We start from the raw sequence: 1052 nt of genomic DNA on the forward strand, positions 1-1052 counted from the left end.
GGCTTTGTTGCACAAATCGGCCCATCAGCGGCCGAGGCGCAGCACGGGTAAACTGACGGCATGATTGCTCCCGTAAAGCTGAAGTACCGAACGACCAACTGGAAAGACTACAACGCGGCATTGAAAGCCCGCGGCTCGCTGCTGATCTGGCTGGACAAGGACATGTGCTGGCACGGCAGTGCGAGCGGCAAGCGGGGCCGCAGTCCGAAGTACAGCGAGGCGGCGGTCCAGTTCTGCCTGACCGTTAAGGGCCTGTTCAATCTGCCCTTGCGCCAGGCCATGGGTATGACGCAGAGTCTGCTCGGGTTGGCCGGACTGGACTGGCAAGTGCCCGACTTCAGCACGGTCAGCCGGCGCCAGAAGCGTCTTTCGGTGACGATCGGAGCGCAGCCGACGACGACGGGATTGCACCTGCTGGTCGACAGTACAGGCATCAAGATGCTGGGCGAAGGCGAGTGGAAGACGAAGAAGCATGGTGCCGACTACCGTCGCCAATGGCGCAAGATCCACCTTGGCATTGACGCGGCCACGCTGGAAATCCGGGCGATCGAGGTGACCGACAATGCCACCGGCGATGCCCCAATGCTGCCGTGCTTGCTCGACCAGATACCCACCGAGGAGGTTGTCGCGAGCGTCAGTGGCGACGGCGCCTACGACACGAAAGGCTGCCACGAAGCGATTGCACAACGCGGAGCGCAGGCACTCATTCCGACACGCAAGAACGCCAAGCCATGGAAGGACCAGCGTCCCGGTGCCAAAGCGCGCAATGCCATCCTGGCGGCCACCCGCCGGCTTGGCCGGAAGATCTGGAAAAAGTGGAGCGGGTATCACCGGCGCAGCCTTGTCGAGACCAAAATGCGTTGCTTCAAGCTGCTTGGTGAACGCGTCATGGCGCGCGACTTCGACCGTCAGGTCGCCGAGTTGCAGGTCCGTGCCGCCATCCTCAATCGCTTCACGCGCTTGGGCACGCCCACGACCGTAGCGGTGACCATGCCGTAAATCCGTCTGGGGTTTGGGGTACTACGCGCTCAATTGATTTATGCAACAAAGCC

At 62.0% G+C, this 1052-nt stretch carries 1 protein-coding gene; it reads left to right on the forward strand.

Translation table 11 applies throughout. The features are described 5' to 3' along the window. Nucleotides 1-60: 60 nt before the first annotated feature. Entirely contained in the window at nucleotides 61-999 is a 939-nt protein-coding gene (locus tag QWL29_RS26530; RefSeq protein WP_045911956.1) for an IS5-like element ISEcl7 family transposase, read from the forward strand. The last annotated feature ends 53 nt before the right edge of the window (nucleotides 1000-1052 follow it).

Source organism: Massilia brevitalea, from assembly GCF_030711405.1.
GTDB lineage: Bacteria > Pseudomonadota > Gammaproteobacteria > Burkholderiales > Burkholderiaceae_D > Telluria > Telluria brevitalea.